The organism is Ignatzschineria sp. 22MB058224, assembly GCF_058188435.1.
In genome coordinates, this window is sequence record NZ_CP187366.1 from 382,112 (window position 1) to 395,837 (window position 13,726).

General features: G+C 38.2%; 13 protein-coding genes. 9 read left to right on the top strand and 4 right to left on the bottom strand.

Annotated elements, in window-relative coordinates; translation table 11 throughout:
* Positions 1–45: 45 nt before the first annotated feature.
* Positions 46–1,308 (bottom strand): glutamate-5-semialdehyde dehydrogenase, encoded by a 1,263-nt coding sequence (locus ACPF7B_RS01420; protein ID WP_490505857.1) that lies wholly within the window; start codon positions 1,306–1,308, stop codon positions 46–48.
* A 239-nt stretch (positions 1,309–1,547) separates the two neighbouring features.
* A complete protein-coding gene (locus ACPF7B_RS01425) occupies positions 1,548–2,081 on the bottom strand; it encodes a carboxymuconolactone decarboxylase family protein (protein WP_490505858.1) in 534 nt (177 codons plus the stop codon).
* 265 nt (positions 2,082–2,346) lie between these two features.
* Between ACPF7B_RS01425 and ACPF7B_RS01430 the strand changes: the two genes are divergently transcribed.
* The 8 genes from ACPF7B_RS01430 to ttcA all read left to right on the top strand — a co-directional run bounded on the left by ACPF7B_RS01430 (position 2,347) and on the right by ttcA (position 9,588).
* Positions 2,347–2,826 (top strand): YiiD C-terminal domain-containing protein, encoded by a 480-nt coding sequence (locus tag ACPF7B_RS01430; protein WP_490505859.1) that lies wholly within the window; start codon positions 2,347–2,349, stop codon positions 2,824–2,826.
* A 149-nt stretch (positions 2,827–2,975) separates the two neighbouring features.
* Positions 2,976–4,778, top strand: a complete 1,803-nt coding sequence (locus ACPF7B_RS01435; RefSeq protein ID WP_490505860.1) for a glycerol-3-phosphate dehydrogenase/oxidase — start codon at positions 2,976–2,978, stop codon at positions 4,776–4,778.
* A 58-nt stretch (positions 4,779–4,836) separates the two neighbouring features.
* Entirely contained in the window at positions 4,837–5,172 is a 336-nt protein-coding gene (locus ACPF7B_RS01440; protein ID WP_490505861.1) for a YerC/YecD family TrpR-related protein, read from the top strand.
* Positions 5,173–5,384: 212 nt separating this feature from the next.
* Positions 5,385–6,371, top strand: coding sequence for an ABC transporter substrate-binding protein (locus tag ACPF7B_RS01445; protein ID WP_490505862.1), 987 nt, complete (start codon positions 5,385–5,387; stop codon positions 6,369–6,371).
* A 12-nt stretch (positions 6,372–6,383) separates the two neighbouring features.
* Positions 6,384–7,229, top strand: a complete 846-nt coding sequence (locus ACPF7B_RS01450; RefSeq protein ID WP_490505863.1) for an ABC transporter permease — start codon at positions 6,384–6,386, stop codon at positions 7,227–7,229.
* Entirely contained in the window at positions 7,223–7,978 is a 756-nt protein-coding gene (locus tag ACPF7B_RS01455) for an ABC transporter ATP-binding protein (protein WP_490505864.1), read from the top strand. Before ACPF7B_RS01450 ends, ACPF7B_RS01455 begins: the two co-directional genes overlap by 7 nt.
* 21 nt (positions 7,979–7,999) lie before the next feature.
* Positions 8,000–8,665: a SprT family zinc-dependent metalloprotease gene (locus ACPF7B_RS01460; RefSeq protein ID WP_490505865.1), complete on the top strand. Its 666-nt coding sequence runs from the start codon at positions 8,000–8,002 to the stop codon at positions 8,663–8,665.
* 80 nt (positions 8,666–8,745) lie between these two features.
* A complete protein-coding gene (gene ttcA, locus ACPF7B_RS01465; protein WP_490505866.1) occupies positions 8,746–9,588 on the top strand; it encodes a tRNA 2-thiocytidine(32) synthetase TtcA in 843 nt (280 codons plus the stop codon).
* 83 nt (positions 9,589–9,671) lie between these two features.
* Here the strand turns inward: ttcA and ACPF7B_RS01470 are convergent, their stop codons facing one another.
* Positions 9,672–10,835 carry a hypothetical protein gene (locus ACPF7B_RS01470; RefSeq protein WP_490505867.1) on the bottom strand — a complete coding sequence of 388 codons (1,164 nt, stop codon included), beginning with the start codon at positions 10,833–10,835 and terminating at the stop codon, positions 9,672–9,674.
* Positions 10,836–11,025: 190 nt separating this feature from the next.
* Positions 11,026–12,141 (bottom strand): toxic anion resistance protein, encoded by a 1,116-nt coding sequence (locus ACPF7B_RS01475; RefSeq protein ID WP_490505868.1) that lies wholly within the window; start codon positions 12,139–12,141, stop codon positions 11,026–11,028.
* Positions 12,142–12,409: 268 nt separating this feature from the next.
* On the opposite strand from ACPF7B_RS01475, the gene ugpB reads away from it, so the two are divergent.
* Positions 12,410–13,723: a sn-glycerol-3-phosphate ABC transporter substrate-binding protein UgpB gene (gene ugpB / locus ACPF7B_RS01480; RefSeq protein ID WP_490506480.1), complete on the top strand. Its 1,314-nt coding sequence runs from the start codon at positions 12,410–12,412 to the stop codon at positions 13,721–13,723.
* Positions 13,724–13,726: the final 3 nt, after the last annotated feature.

Genomic DNA, 13,726 nt, shown 5'->3' on the forward strand with positions numbered 1-13,726 from the left:
TTTTATCGATAAAAAATTTGACAAGAGTAAGCGCTTGTTTCTCCATTACTGACGGCTTTCCCCATGTCCAAAAACAATATATTTTTGTGAAGTTAGTCCTTCCAATCCAACCGGACCACGCACATGAATCTTGTCTGTGGAAATACCGATTTCCGCTCCTAATCCAAATTCAAATCCATCACAGAAGCGTGATGAGGCATTAATCATTACACATGCAGAATCAACGGCGCGCAGAAAATACATGGCCTTACTATAATTCTCAGTCAAAATAACATCGGTATGATGTGATCCGTAATGATTAATATGTGTAATTGCAGTTTCCAAATCTTTTACCGCTTTTATCGAGAGAATAGGTGCGAGATATTCTGTATGCCAATCCTCTTCCGTTGCCATAATAGCAGGGATATTGTTTGTTTTTAAAATTGCTAGTGACTTTTCGCACACCCTGAGTTCGACACCTTTTTCAACTAGAATTGTGGCCATTTCAGGTAAAAATTCTTTGAGTATTTTTTCATGAATTAAAAGTGTCTCCATGGTATTACATGGAGCGTATCGCTGGGTTTTTGCATTATCGACTACATGGTACGCTTTTTCGAGATCTGCTTCATTATCAACATATGTATGACAAATACCATCTAAGTGTTTAATAACAGGGACTGTTGCTTGTTTGTTGATCCGTTCTACTAAAGATTTTCCACCTCGAGGAATGACGACATCAATATATTGTGGTGATGTCACCATGAGATCCACGATTTCTCGATCAGTTGTATTGATAATCTGTACAGCATCTGTTGGTAAGTTAACAGATTGAAGAGCGCTTGCTAAGAGTGTTGCTAAGAATTGATTTGTATGAAATGCCTCACTTCCTCCGCGGAGAATCGCTGCATTACCTGATTTTAAACAGAGTGCTGCCGCATCAATAGTCACATTCGGTCGAGACTCATAGATAATTGCAATCACACCGAGTGGTACACGCATTTTTCCAACTTGAATACCTGAAGGGCGTGTTTTAATGTCGGTCATTTCACCAATAGGATCAGGAAGAAGAATCATCTCTTTTACGCCTTCAGCCATTGCGGTAATGCGATCATCGGTGAGCGTCAAACGATCGATAAAGGCTGTATCAAATCCTCTCTCTTTTGCATTTTTTAGGTCCCGTTGATTTGCTGCGTTGATTGCCTCACGTTCTTTTAAAATTTTCTGATAGAGGGCTTCTAAAAGCGCATTTTTTTTGCCAGAATCTGCTAATAAAAGCTTTTCTGATGCTCTACGTGCATTTTCACCAACATTTTCCCAGTAATTGAACATTGTAATCCCCGTGTCGATATAGCATATGTTATTTATTATTGTTAGATAATTCACAAATAGAATTAAGCAAGGAATATTAGTATACCGTAATGGTCAACACGACTCATCATTGATTACGCTTATCTAGATTAAAAAAACTCTCTAGAGGATTGCTCTAGAGAGTAAATAAACTTACCACCCAGAAAGGGGGGGGAAGGATGATAAGTTTTTGAGGACATTGATAAAGGCTTAATTCTTAACTAAGCATCTTGACCTAGTAATGAAACACTCACTGAGAAAAGTACAGCAGCGATACGCACAGCTGATTGGATTGCTTGTGTTGAAACACCAAGATTGCGAAGACCTTTCTCATGTGAATCAATACACATGCCACAGCCATTTACTGCAGATACTGCTATTGATGCTAATTCAAAAGTATCTTTCTCTAAACCTGGATTTACAAGTTGGTTCATACGAAGTCGTGCTGGTAATTTGCCATACTCATCATTTGATGCTAAATGCACAAAACGATAATAGATATTATTCATGCTTATAATACTAGTGGCGATTTGAGCGCCTTGGTATTCTTCTTCAGTTAAGAAATCTTGCGCAAACTCTTCGATATTTTTAATTAAAACAGGGCATTTTGTACTTAATGCGACTGATACGGCGATCGCCGCGATCTGTTTTTCTGTTAAGCCAGGTGCGCCAGCTTCTGTTAATACTGTCGAAAAGTTTAAACGCATATCTTTTGCATATGCAGGTAACATATCTTTAATTGTATCAATTGCCATTTTAATATCTCCTTATGATATTTTGCTCAGTGTACTGAGTTGCAAATATAATCTATTTATTATCAATTTTATCTTTTAATAAGAACTTGAATTATTTTCTGCTCTTGCTTGATACCTATTATTTAAACATAGATAAATGATAAAATCTTATGGTATTTCTTAATAAGAATGATAAGGATTTTTAAAAAGAGTGTTATTAAAAGGCTTTATAATAAGTTATTTTTAATAATCTATAAAAATGTATAATATATCTCATGGAGTTTTTATGAGTCTTGAATATGCCCAATCATCCATAGCCTGTGAGTACCTTGCAAATTGGTTGCCGCGTGAAATTCCGATAAGTGCTTCACTCGATTTAGAGCCACTTTCTTGGGAAAATAATATTTTAACATTAAAGTTTCCACTAGCGCCTAATCGTAATCATATGAATACAGGATTCGGTGGTAGCCTTTACACAGGAGCGCTTTTGGTTTGTTGGAGCTGGTTACATTTACGCTTAAAGGCGATAACGAATGCTGATAATCTCCATATAGTGATTCAGCATGCTGATATTCATTATCCTAATCCCTTAACAGAGGATGGTGTTGCAATCTGTCGAGGAGTCGAGGATACACAGTGGCAAAAATTTATTAAAATGTTTAATAAATTTGGGAAGGGACGCTTATCAATTACAGGATTTATTCAACAAGCTGAAAAAGTGACCACTGAGTTTAATGGTGATTTTGTCGTTTATCGATCAAAATGATTGTCAGAAACTTTTTATCGATCTTTTGATTGGAATAAAAGATTTCATTCTCATAATCTTTTATCATATGCAATTAATGTTATTAAAATTGGATCAATGTGTGAAGTTATATCCAGATATTTATCAATTACATAGAGTAGGAGATGCAGATGAATCTTGCCTCAAAAGAACGTCGTAATAATTACCAAGTATTTAAACAATATCATTATGATGTCGTTATTATTGGCGGCGGTATTACCGGTGCAGGTATTGCGTTAGATGCTGCAACTCGTGGTATGAAAGTTGCATTGGTAGAAAAACATGATTTTGCCTTTGGTGCAAGTAGTCGTTCTACGAAGATGATTCATGGTGGTCTGCGCTACTTACAAAAATTTCAGCTTAAAAATGTAAGTAAAACAGGTCAGGAACGAAGCATTAATTATGAAAATGCGCCTCATCTCATTTATCGAGAAAAGATGTTATTACCAATCTATAAAGGCGGAAAACTAGGCAAATTTTCGACCTCTTTGGGACTCAAATTCTATGATTATCTTGCAGATGTGAAAGAGGATGAGCGTCGGAAAATGCTCAAAACTACGCAAGTTCTAAAACAGATACCTTTCATTCGTCAAGATGGATTAAAAGGTGCTGCTGAATATGTAGAATATCGTACAGATGATGCGCGTATGACATTAGAAATTATTAAAAAAGCAGTAGAGAAAGGGGCTGCTTGTTTTAATTATCTTGAAGTAGTTGATTTCAATTATGATGATCGTGGTTATATTGAGGCGGCAATTTTAAAAGATCGTGTTACTCACAATACCTATATGATCGAAGGTTCGCTTTTTATAAACGCTACGGGCGCTTGGAGTTATAATTTTCCAGATATGGAAAATACTGAAGATCAGTACAATACGGTTAAAGGAGCTCATTTGGTCTTTAATCGCGCTGATCTTCCTTTAGAACAAGCAATCTATTTTGAATGTGGCGATGATCAAAAAATGGTTTCCGCAATTCCGCATGGCTCTAAAGTCTATGTGGGGGTAAGTGGTTCACTTTATGAAGGGAATAATGAGAATCCGACAGTTTCAAAAACAGATCAATGTTTTCTTTTATCAGCACTGAAACAGATATTTCCTGAGTTAGCGTTAGATGAAACGAAAGTAGAATCTTCTTGGGCAGGCGTGAGTTTAGCGGCGAAAAGTGCTTATAAAAAAGCGTTAGCAAAGCAACCATTGATCTTACGTGCTAATAATGGTTTGCTGACAGTAACAGCAGGGAAGCTAACTGGCTATCGCGCTGTGGCAGAAGCTGTTGTAGATGAGGTTAGCAGTCAATTAAAGGCAGAACGTCAATTAGAATTTGGTGTATGTATTACAGAAAAATTGGCGATTTCAGGCGGTGATGTCGGGGGTAGTCGAAGTTTTGAAAAATATATAGAAGAGGCGGTTACTCGCGGAGTTGCGTCAAATTTAACTGAAGATGAAGCGCGTGAATTAGCTCGTATTTATGGTTCAAACGTCGATCAGTTATTTGATATTGCAGCAAAAGCCAGCCCTGATGAAATGAAAGGTTTGCCGATACTGCTTTATGTAAAATTGATCTATGGTTTGACTGAAGAATCGGTTATGACACCGTCTGATTTCTTCTTACGCCGAACAGGTGCTCTCTATTTTGATATTGAGATGGTAAAAGCATATCGTGTAGAAGTTGTAAAATTTATGGCCCAATATTTTGGTTGGTCCGTCGATGCAGTTAAATTGTATAATGCTGAATTGGAACAAGCACTTTACCAAGCAACACACCCAGTGGAAGATGACCGAATTGTTAAATTAGAGAAAAAAACGACCTCTACGGGGCAAGATTCGCAAGATGATGGTGAAGAATCTTTGCAAGAAGCGGTCTCTAATATACAAATAGAAGTAGAACCTTCATCTAAAACTGAAAATGGTAATGATACAGTGACAAAATAAGCGTATGAATCATCGAAGAATGTGATTCAATATCAGCATCGATATAGGGGGATAATTTATGAGTAATAAAGAACATCTGGCGGATTTAAAGCAACGGTTAGAGACGATTGATTTTGAAAAATCACTTTGCCAAGCTTTTTTAAAGATTGAGAATGAGCAAGAGATGCTCCTTTTTTTGAAAGATCTATTAACTCCAAAAGAGCTGACATCCCTTATTGAACGGTGGAAAGTCTGTCAGTTGTTGGAGAAAGGGGATCTTTCTTACCGTGAAATCCATGCATTAACCTCTGCAAGTTTAACCACTATCGGGCGCGTATCTCGATTTGTGAATGAAGAAAAAAATCATGGATACCGTTTAGTACTAAATCGCCTTAAGGATCAAGAGAAAATTTAAGTCGAAATAGATTAGTAATTAAGTTTATCAAATTGAAGCCTGCAATCGAGATTGCAGGCTTTTTTGTTGTTGGAGATCAGTCTGATATAGATAGCAGAAATATTTTTTTATTTTTTGTGATAAATAAATTGACACATTTCCAAAACTGCATTACTGTATCATTACAGTGGAACAGTCAAGCGAATAGATTCAATTAAGTTTTAGGAGCAATCATGAAAAAATTATTAGCAGTTGTTTTAAGTGCAGCGTTAGCGAGCGGTATTTCGATGGCTGACGATCTAAAAAAAGTCTACGTGAACCAAATCGTTGAGCATCCTGCACTCGATATGACAGCAAAAGGAATTCGTGATGGGCTTAAAGAGCGTGGTTATACTGAAGGAGAAAATCTTGATTTTGTGATTGAATCAGCACAAGCAAATGTGGCGTTAGCATCACAAATCTCAACAAAATTTGTGGCTCAAAACGCAGATGTAACAGTGGGAATTGGTACTCCTTCAGCGCAAAGTTTGGTGAAAGCTGCTATGGAAGGCAAAACAAAGATGGTCTTTAGTTCAATTACTGATCCAGTGGGGGCTAGCTTAGTAAAATCACTTGAAAATTCAAATACGAATGTGACGGGGATGTCGAACTATGTTGAAGTCGCACCGCAACTTGAAATGTTCAAGCAAGTGCTTCCAGAGATGAAAAAAATCGGTTTTATCTATAACCCCGGTGAAGCAAACTCTATTTCACAGCTCGCAGATCTTGAAAAAGCAGCGCCTGATTTTGGTTTAGAAGTAATCACTCAAGCGGTGAATCGAACCGCAGATGTTCCGCAAGCAGCCACTCGCCTAGCTAACCAAGCCGATGCAATCTTTATCTACGGTGATAATACAGCGCTTGCAGCGTTAGAGAGTATTGTAATCGCCGGAATTAAAGCTGGTAAACCTGTCTTTGTTGCAGATACAGATGCGGTTCCTTCAGGCCCTTTAGCGGCGCTTGGTCCAAATCAATACCAACTTGGTATCGACACAGCAGCAATGATTGCGGATATTTTAGACGGCACTGATATCAATACAATTCCTGTTGGTTTTCCTGATAAGGTAGAATTAGTGATTAATTTAGACACAGCGGAGAAATTAGGGTTAACATTACCGCAAGAAGTTATTGATTCTGCTGCGGTCTTTATCAAAGATGGTAAAGCAGAGAATGCCAAATAGTAAGGAAACGTAATGAGTATTGATGAATTAGTAATGAGCCTCGAATTGGGGCTCATTTATGGTATTGTTGGAATGGGAATTTATCTGACTTTTAGGATTATTGATTTCCCAGATTTAACCTGTGATGGAAGTTTCGTGCTTGGTGCGGCGATCTCCTCAATCTTAATCAAAGCGGGCGTTGATCCTTTTATTTCCTTGATATTTGCATTGATTGGTGGTGCGATGGCGGGCGCTTTAACAGGGATATTAAATAGTTTTTTTAAAGTGACCGATCTTCTCGCCGGTATTTTAGTCGCATTTATGCTCTATTCCATCAATCTCCATGTGATGAATGGTATCCCTAATATCTCTTTACTCATGTCGCCAACAATTTTTGTCACCAATAACTTAGTGGTTTTAAGTGGAATTGCGATTCTCCTAATTGCCGCATTTAGCTTCTTTCTAAATACAGATTTAGGACTTTCTGTTCGCGCTATCGGGCAGAATAAACGCCTCTGCATGAATGGTGGTGTTAGTGTGAAATGGATGGTGATTCTTGGGGTTGCAATGGGGAATGCACTTATCGCGATGGGTGGAGCGCTTTTCAGTCAGCAACAAGGATTTACTGATATCTCGGCCGGAGTTGGAACCATTATTGCTGGCTTTGCGGCTGTTATTATTGGTGAACGTATTTTACCATTTCGTTCAATCTGGATTAAATTGCTCAGCTGTATTGTTGGGTCGATTGTTTACCGTATCGTTACAAGCTTAGCACTGCATGCAGAGTTCTTACATTTGAAGAGCTATGATTTTAACCTTGTTGCAGGATTGCTCATTATCATTATTATGGCAATGCCGGGAGGACGACGTAAATGTTAAAACTCGAAGGCATTAAATTAGTGGTTGGTAAAGGCACACAGCTTGAGCGTATAATTTTAGAAGATCTCTCTTTAGAAGTAAAAAAAGGTGAGTTTTTGGTGATTATTGGCGGGAATGGTGCTGGCAAATCCACCGTATTTAATACAATCTCAGGTTTTATGAAGCCGGAAGCAGGGCGTATCATTATCGATGGCGTTGATGTGACAAAAACGAGTCAAAAAGAACGTGCCAAAATGGTATCGATCGTCATGCAAGATCCTCGGATGGGAACCATGGAGAATATGACCATTTTGGAAAATATGGCATTCTCATTTAAACGTGGTCAGGCGCGAGGATTTAAACTTTTTAACAATGATAAACGCCGGAAACTCTTTAAGGAAAAACTCTCTCTTTTAGAGATGGGACTTGAAAATCGTCTTCATGAAATGGTAACGAATCTTTCTGGTGGTCAGCGCCAAGCACTAAGTCTTGTGATGTCGATCATTGCGGAATCGAAAATCTTATTGTTAGATGAAATTACCGCTGCACTCGATCCTAAAATTGCATCACATGTGATGGTGCTTGCCGATAAACTTGTACGTGAACAGAATTTGACCTGCGTGATGATCACTCATAATATGGAGCATGCAATTCGTTATGGTGATCGTACGATCGTTTTAAAAGATGGTAAATTCCGTAAAGAATATCGAAAGGCTGAAAAAGAGCAATTGACGGTGCTTGATTTAACGCGTGAATTTACCGATGCTTAATCATTTAGTAAGAGGATTTTAATGATTGAAGTTGTTGGCGAAACCAAACTTCTAAACGCCTCTCCTAATGGAGAGGCGCTTTTATTCGCCTGTCAAAAAGCGATACAAGAAGTGGAATCACACGCGATGCAAGTATTGAATACGAATCTACCAAAGAACCAAATTCAGAAGTTGATCAATAATATCACCAAAATTAAAGGTCGAGAGAGTGCAACGTTTATCGAGCGAGTAAGTACTAAATTTAGAACGTCAAAAATATCTACTTATCCTCGTCTTTCATTTTTACAACGAGGAAAAACCGCTGGAACTGCGCATCTCCAAAAATGGGAGATTCGCTTAAATCCGATATTATTAGCGGAAAATCAACAGCAATTTATCAATAATGTTATTCCACATGAATATGCGCATCTTTTAGTCTATGCACTTTTCGGAAACGTTGCTCCGCATGGTCGAGAATGGCGCTGGATGATGGAAACTATTTTAAGTCAACCTGCACAACGAACTCACGAGTTTGATACCGCCAATAGCAGCACCCGACAATATCAGCAATTTACATATCAGTGTGCATGTCAAACGCATGAGCTAACGATTATTCGTCATAAACGGATTGTAAGTGGAAAAGCGCAATATCACTGCAAAAAATGTGGAGAAATGCTTATAGGGGTTGATGGAAAAGTCGCTGAATAATCTCATTTAATTTCGTATTGAGGAAAGATTTGAGTGTTACAATAATCTCTTTTATTAAAGTCTGACAAGGGTGAATTGTTGTGAGTCTATCCGTTTCTGAGAAAAAACTGGAAAAGCGTCTACGTCGTTTGGTAGGTAGTGCCATAATGGATTACGAGATGATCGAAGAGGGCGATCGTGTGATGGTTTGTCTCTCCGGTGGGAAAGATTCTTACGCCCTTTTGGATATACTTTTAAAACTTAAAGAACGAGCACCGGTTAATTTTGAAATTTTCGCGGTAAATCTCGATCAAAAACAGCCCGGTTTTCCAGAGGATGTTTTACCTAATTATCTCCGTTCTATTAATGTGCCGTTTGAAATTATTGAGCAAGATACCTATTCTGTGGTTAAGCGAGTCATTCCAGAAGGCAAAACAACGTGTAGTCTCTGTTCACGTCTGCGTCGTGGGGTTTTATATCAATATGCGAAAGAGCATGGCTTTAATAAGATCGCATTAGGACATCACCGCGATGATATGGTTGAAACGCTCTTTATGAATCTCTTTTTTGGGGGGACGATGAAAGCAATGCCTCCAAAATTAAAGAGTGATGATGGTGATAATATCCTTATTCGTCCATTGGCATATTGTGAAGAGAAAGATTTGATTAAATATGCTGAATTACGAGAATTCCCGATAATTCCCTGTAACTTATGTGGCTCACAAGATGGGTTGCAGCGTCAGAGTACAAAGTCAATGTTAGCAGAGTGGGAAGCCAAATATCCCGGCAGAAAGGACTCGATTTTTAGAGCGATGCAAAATATCAAACTATCGCAACTTGCGGACAGGTCTCTCTTTGATTTTAGTAATTTTGAGATTAAAGGTGGTCAAAATAATCTTTCTAATCGAGCAGAGAGTGAATCTTTTGTAAATTGGCTTGGATAATGTAGAATTATAAAAAATCCCCATCAACGTAGGTTGATGGGGATTTTATCTTTGGGGATTATTGTTTTTTACTTTTAAGGATATTAACGGATTTCAAATCCTTGAGATTTTAAGAGTGTATCCGTGACATTAAAGTCGATTTGTAGATCGTGTAGATCATTTTCAATTAATTGTTCAATCACTTGATTAAAGGCTTGACGAACGGCGTTCATTGAACGAATTGTATCGGTGTGAATTTTTTCGCTCTCTTTAGGTTGATACGCCATAATGGTCTGATAACGAATAAGATTATCTTGAACTAATGGTAAATAACGATTTAAGAAGCGACCGCCGGTGATGATATCGCGTGAATCTTTTTCCATCGCACGAATAATTTTTGCAGAATCGATCCCGATCGCATTAATGATTAAACGTAGATCCTCAGGGAGAGAAGCAACCTCTTTTTCTAACTTTTCGAGTACTTCTATATGACGTGCAAAGAGTGCGAATTTAGCATTTTTTTCTTCGCGGATTTTAGCTTCAGCTTCTAAGCGCTGTATCTCTGCTTGGATAGCTTTTTCTTCCGCCAAATAGACTTTTTTCTCATTTGGACCCATAAAGTAGTAACTAAATTTACGGCGAATTTTTGGTGGCGCAATTAAGCCAAAAAGGGTTGTAATTCCTAAACCGATTAACGAGACTGTCGGGAAATCATTACCAGTTTTGTAAAAAGCAAATGCTAAGGCTAAGAATACAAGTGGAATCGTGACAAAGAAGATTTTGTTATCAATATCACGATCCCGAATACCGGTAATCGCCGCGATAATTCCGCCAATTCCTAATGCAATTGGCCAATATCCACTTAAAACAGCGATGAGTGTGCCAATTAACCCAACGCCTAAAGCAAAACGGTTTGGACGAGCAGGGAAAAGCATTAATAGACCAATGTAGGATGCAAAGATTGGGAAAACAGGATTAATCGGCCCTTTGAACGGAACAATTAGCATCATGATCTGTACAAAAATACCTGCACCAAATGATTTAACATGGTCTAGCATTCGGTAGAAAGTCTCTTTGATGCTCGCAATTCCTCTGCTGAAAGCGGCTGTAAAATCGAGAGTTTGTTCTTCTTCGATTTCTGTATACTCAATGCTTCCTGTGGTAGTGTTTTTACTAAATTTTGATAAAAACTCATACTTATAGTCAGCAGTGCGCTCTTCAAACGGCAGTCGATCGTCGCTTGATGGCTGTCTATTCTTGGCGTTCATAGTATTAATCAGTTCCTATTATCGAGTAAGTTGAATAAGATTGTTATTCATAAGATCAACATTTTATCCTGAATTCCACTGTTACGGGGAATTTTCCTTTAGGATTTGAAAATAGCGTATCTTCAATAAAAAAGATCCAAGTAAAAAACTCTACTTGGATCGATTTCATAATAGATTTCAAAACTAATGATTATTGATACTTTTCAACAACAGAAGTGATACGAGTACGTAAGTCATCTTCCATCTGTCCAAGTTCTTTTTCAACCTCTGCACGTTTTTGGCGAGCTTCAGTCGCAATACGCATTGTCTCTTCAATAGTATCTACTAAGCGTGTTTGAACTTCACGAACAGTCTCAATATCTACAATAGAACGTTCGACTTCTGTTGCTGTTGCGATACTATTTTGTTGTAATGCTTCGGCATTTTTACGGAGCATTTCATTCGTTGTATCTGCAACATCTTTTTGTAATTTTGCAGCTTTGCCTTGTTGTTCAAGGGAGAGTGCAAGTACCATTTGGCTTTTCCAAATGGGAAGTGTTGAAAGAATACTTCCTTGGATTTTTTCAGCCAACTGTTGGTTGTTGTTTTGCATCATTCGAATTTGTGGCGCTGTCTGCATGGAGATTGTTTTAGAGAGCTCTAAGTCATGAAGACGGCGTTCAAAACGATTAAGATTCTCCATCAAATCTTTCACTTTTTGTGCATCTAAAAGATCTTTACTCTCTTCAGCTTGCGCTTGAAGTTTTGGTAATTCTTCAGCTTTGACTTGTGCAATTTTCTCTTTACCCGCTTTCACATAGAGATTAACTTCTTTGTAATATTCGAAGTTTTTAAGGTAGAGTTGCTCAAGACGCTCATTATCACGAAGTAGCCCCACCATAGAATTATCAAGATGGCTCGCAATTGCATCAACTTGTGCGGTCAAAGAGAGATGATCAATCTTTTTCACTTTCGCTTTATGGATCATCGGCCCAATAATTGGTAGGCTCTCCCAAAAACTTGTTTCATCAGTTGTTAATGGATCATATTCGCGGATTTTTGCGATTAAAGACCCTAGCTGATTACCGACAGCGCCCGAATCTTGACCTTTTACGCCTTCAAGTAGAGTGTCGGCAAATTTAGCGATTTCTTGCATGGGTTGCACACCATAACCAAGAACTTCACCTGCTTGTGAAATATCGATATTCTTGTTGATCTCCTCTATACGAGCAACTTCGTTGGCACTCTCTTTGGGCTCTTCACCTTTATCAAAAGTCGCTAGATCAATAGGGCTAAAGTTTTGCAATGTAGTAGTTTGTTCACTCATACTTGACTCTCTATTTAAATGCATAAATTAAAAATAATATATCTCATTAATACTTGAGCAATATTATAGAACCTTTTATCTTTTTTTACTCTCATAAATTCGCTTTTAATGTGAAATTTAATCGAAAAATCAAAAGGAAATGAGTTTTTACGAGATTTTACATGATGAGTTATTTTATGAAAATTTCTGATTGTTAATAAGCTGTCATAATTCCTTTTTATACTTTAAAAAGTATTTAGAAACTCTTTATAAAGGGAAAAATATGATATTGAAGATTAAAAAAATCGTGGCAATCTCTTGTATGAGTGCATCATTATTATTCGCAAAAGTCAGTGCACAAACCGAGATCGAGTGGTGGCACTCAATGGATGGGGCACTATCAGAGTGGGTAAATGATTTAGCGAATGGATTTAATGGATCACAAACTGATTTTAAAGTCACACCTGTGTTTAAAGGCGGTTATGAGCAATCTATGACAGCGGGCGTTGCGGCATTTAGAGCGGGAGAAGCCCCTGATATTCTTCAAGTCTATGAGGTTGGTACAGCTTCCATGATCTATGCAAAAGGGGTGACGAAATCAGTTACCGAGATCATGAAAGAGAACAATCTTCACTTTGATCTAAATGATTATATTCCAGCGGTTGCAAGTTACTATACGGCTCCGAATGGGGAGCTCTTATCATTACCATTTAATAGTTCAACAACAGTTATGTATTACAATAAAGATGCTTTTAAGAAAGCAGGTCTTGATGCGGAAAATCCACCAAAAACATGGGATGAAGTATTCGCAGCTGCAAAAGCATTGAAAGCATCCGGTGTAAGTTGCCCCATGACAACTGAATGGATGGGGTGGACACAGTTAGAGAGTTTCTCAGCTTGGCACAATGAACTATACGCTTCAGAAGGAAATGGTTTTGGTGGTTTAAATGCCGAACTGCTTATTAATAAGCCATTACAAATCCGTCATTTCAATAACTTAAGAGATATGGCAAAAGAAGGTCTATTTGTCTATAAAGGCCGTGCAAGTGAGGCGGGGCCTGCATTTAGATCAGGAGAATGCACGATGACGTTTGGCTCATCTGCAAGTTATGCCAGCTTGAAGCGCGATGCAAAATTTGAATTCGGTGAGACAACACTCCCGTACTATGTGGATGTTGAGGGTGCGCCACAAAATACTGTTATTGGTGGAGCAAGCCTTTGGGTCATGAATGGTAAGCCGGCGGAACATTATCGTGGTGTGGCGAAATTCTTCGAATATATCTCTCAACCAGATGTACAAGCTGCAAGCCATATGCGTACAGGGTATTTACCAGTTACCAAAGCCGCGTTTGAGATCACTGAAAAGAGCGGGTTTTACAAAGAAAATCCAGGTGCAGATGTTCCTGTTGAGCAGATGATTCGTAAAGCGACGAATAATACTCGTGGTATCCGCTTAGGAAACATGTTACAGATTCGTGCCATTGTCGATGAAGAGACAGAGCAGATTTGGACGGGGCAAAAAACACCTGAAGATGCGCTTAATGCAATTGTTAAACGCGGAAATGACTTACTTCGCCGTTTCGAGCGTGTGAATAATCGATAAGCA

What these genes read in the sequence shown, in the direction of transcription:
- ACPF7B_RS01440 (WP_490505861.1), top strand. Translation starts at nt 4,837, where the DNA reads ATGAGTAATAAAGAACATCTGGCGGATTTAAAGCAACGGTTAGAGACG.
- ACPF7B_RS01470 (WP_490505867.1), bottom strand. Translation starts at nt 10,835, where the DNA reads ATGAACGCCAAGAATAGACAGCCATCAAGCGACGATCGACTGCCGTTT.
- ACPF7B_RS01475 (WP_490505868.1), bottom strand. Translation starts at nt 12,141, where the DNA reads ATGAGTGAACAAACTACTACATTGCAAAACTTTAGCCCTATTGATCTA.
- ACPF7B_RS01455 (WP_490505864.1), top strand. Translation starts at nt 7,223, where the DNA reads ATGTTAAAACTCGAAGGCATTAAATTAGTGGTTGGTAAAGGCACACAG.
- ACPF7B_RS01425 (WP_490505858.1), bottom strand. Translation starts at nt 2,081, where the DNA reads ATGGCAATTGATACAATTAAAGATATGTTACCTGCATATGCAAAAGAT.
- ACPF7B_RS01445 (WP_490505862.1), top strand. Translation starts at nt 5,385, where the DNA reads ATGAAAAAATTATTAGCAGTTGTTTTAAGTGCAGCGTTAGCGAGCGGT.
- ACPF7B_RS01460 (WP_490505865.1), top strand. Translation starts at nt 8,000, where the DNA reads ATGATTGAAGTTGTTGGCGAAACCAAACTTCTAAACGCCTCTCCTAAT.
- ACPF7B_RS01450 (WP_490505863.1), top strand. Translation starts at nt 6,384, where the DNA reads ATGAGTATTGATGAATTAGTAATGAGCCTCGAATTGGGGCTCATTTAT.
- ACPF7B_RS01420 (WP_490505857.1), bottom strand. Translation starts at nt 1,308, where the DNA reads ATGTTCAATTACTGGGAAAATGTTGGTGAAAATGCACGTAGAGCATCA.
- ACPF7B_RS01435 (WP_490505860.1), top strand. Translation starts at nt 2,976, where the DNA reads ATGAATCTTGCCTCAAAAGAACGTCGTAATAATTACCAAGTATTTAAA.
- ACPF7B_RS01430 (WP_490505859.1), top strand. Translation starts at nt 2,347, where the DNA reads ATGAGTCTTGAATATGCCCAATCATCCATAGCCTGTGAGTACCTTGCA.